2 protein-coding genes are annotated in these 1726 nt (G+C 64.8%); both read left to right on the top strand.

Going from position 1 to position 1726, the window contains the following annotated elements; genetic code table 11:
* Positions 1–70: 70 nt before the first annotated feature.
* Entirely contained in the window at positions 71–1285 is a 1215-nt protein-coding gene (prpF, locus tag L9Z73_RS30100) for a 2-methylaconitate cis-trans isomerase PrpF (protein WP_247408581.1), read from the top strand.
* Positions 1286–1421: 136 nt separating this feature from the next.
* The coding region (locus L9Z73_RS30095; RefSeq protein ID WP_247408580.1) for an MmgE/PrpD family protein at positions 1422–1726 on the top strand (305 nt) is incomplete at its 3' end.

Here is a 1726-nt window from a genome sequence, read left to right as displayed (position 1 = left end):
GGCGCGCCCCGAATTGATCGGCAGCGACAACGGCGCCGCCGAGCGTCGTGAACGGCTGCGCGGCGACTTGGTGCAAGGCATCAACAAGCGCCTGGCGCAGTTGACCGCCAGCGGCTTGGGAGTGGGCATCGAAGTCACCCGCGTCGATGTGCAATCGAGCCTGCCGAGCCCGGCGGTGAATGCCTTCAACGCGGTGCTCACCGCCAGTCAGCAAGCCGACAAAGCCGTGGCGAATGCGCGTACCGACGCGGAAAAACTCACCCAGACCGCCAACCAGCAGGCTGACCGCCTGGTGCAAGTCGCCCACGCCCAGGCCAGTGAACGCCTGGCCAATGCCCAGGCGCAAACCGCTACTGTCGCCAGCCTGGCCCAGGTCAAAGACCCCGGCTTGCTGTTGCGCCTGTACCGCGAACGCTTGCCGAAGATTCTCGGCCAGGCCGGCTCCGTGACCACGGTCGATCCAGCCCGTGTGCCGCATAACGGCGTGGCCGTGGTGCGGATCTGGCAGGCCAACATCGGCAAGACCATCATCGCCCACGTACCGATCACCGACGGTGCGGTGCAGGAAACCGGCGACTTCGAACTGGACGGCGTGACCTTCCCGGCTGCCGAAGTGCAGTTGGAGTTCATGGACCCGGCAGCGGAAGAAGAGGGCGGTGGTGGTTCGATGTTCCCCACCGGCAACCTGATCGACGACCTGGAGGTGCCGGGTATCGGCACCTTCAAGGCCACGCTGATCAACGCCGGCATCCCGACGATCTTCATCAACGCCGAAGACCTGGGTTACACCGGTACCGAGCTGCAAGGCGCGATCAACGGTGACCCCAAGGCCCTGGCGATGTTCGAGACCGTGCGGGCCCATGGCGCGTTGCGCATGGGTCTGATCAAGCACCTGGACGAAGCCGCCCAGCGCCAGCACACGCCGAAGGTGGCGTTCGTGGCTAAGCCTGCGGACTATGTGGCTTCCAGCGGCAAGGCGATCAAGGCCGGCGATATCGACCTGCTGGTGCGTGCCTTGTCCATGGGCAAGTTGCACCACGCGATGATGGGCACCGCAGCGGTGGCGATCGGCACGGCTGCAGCAATTTCCGGGACCTTGGTCAACCTCGCGGCGGGCGGCGTGGAGCGCAATGCGGTGCGCTTCGGGCATCCGTCCGGCACTTTGCGTGTCGGCGCCGAAGCCACCCAGGTGAACGGCGAATGGGTGGTGAAGAAGGCCATCATGAGCCGCAGTGCGCGGGTGTTGATGGAAGGCTTCGTGCGCGTCCCAGGCGACGCGTTCTAAAACCCAACACCAATCCAATGTGGGAGGGGGCTTGCCCCCTCCCACAAGGAATCTCTATTCCAAGGCAGGCATCCAAGATCTGCTTCCAGTAACCGTGAGCCCGAGGACTGACCCCCACCCACTTTGGAGAACAGCCATGAGCGCCAACGTCGATCAGAACAACCGTCCCGACTACGACCAGGTCCTGCAGGACATCGCTGACTACGTCCTCAACTACCGGATCGACTCGCCGGACGCGCTGGACACCGCCCGCAACTGCCTGATGGACACCCTCGGTTGCGGCCTGCTGGCGCTGCGGTTCCCGGAATGCACCAAGCACCTATTCCCCCGACATCGCAGTGCCGACGAACAAACGCGTCTTCGGCGCCCGCGACCTCTTCTCCCTGTGGTTCTCCCTCGGCATCGGCCTGATGGTCCTGCAAACCGGCGCGCTGCTCGCGC

It is taken from the genome of Pseudomonas emilianonis (assembly GCF_023072625.1).
Lineage (GTDB): Bacteria > Pseudomonadota > Gammaproteobacteria > Pseudomonadales > Pseudomonadaceae > Aquipseudomonas > Aquipseudomonas paraveronii.
This window is presented reverse-complemented; position numbering and strand designations above follow the sequence as displayed.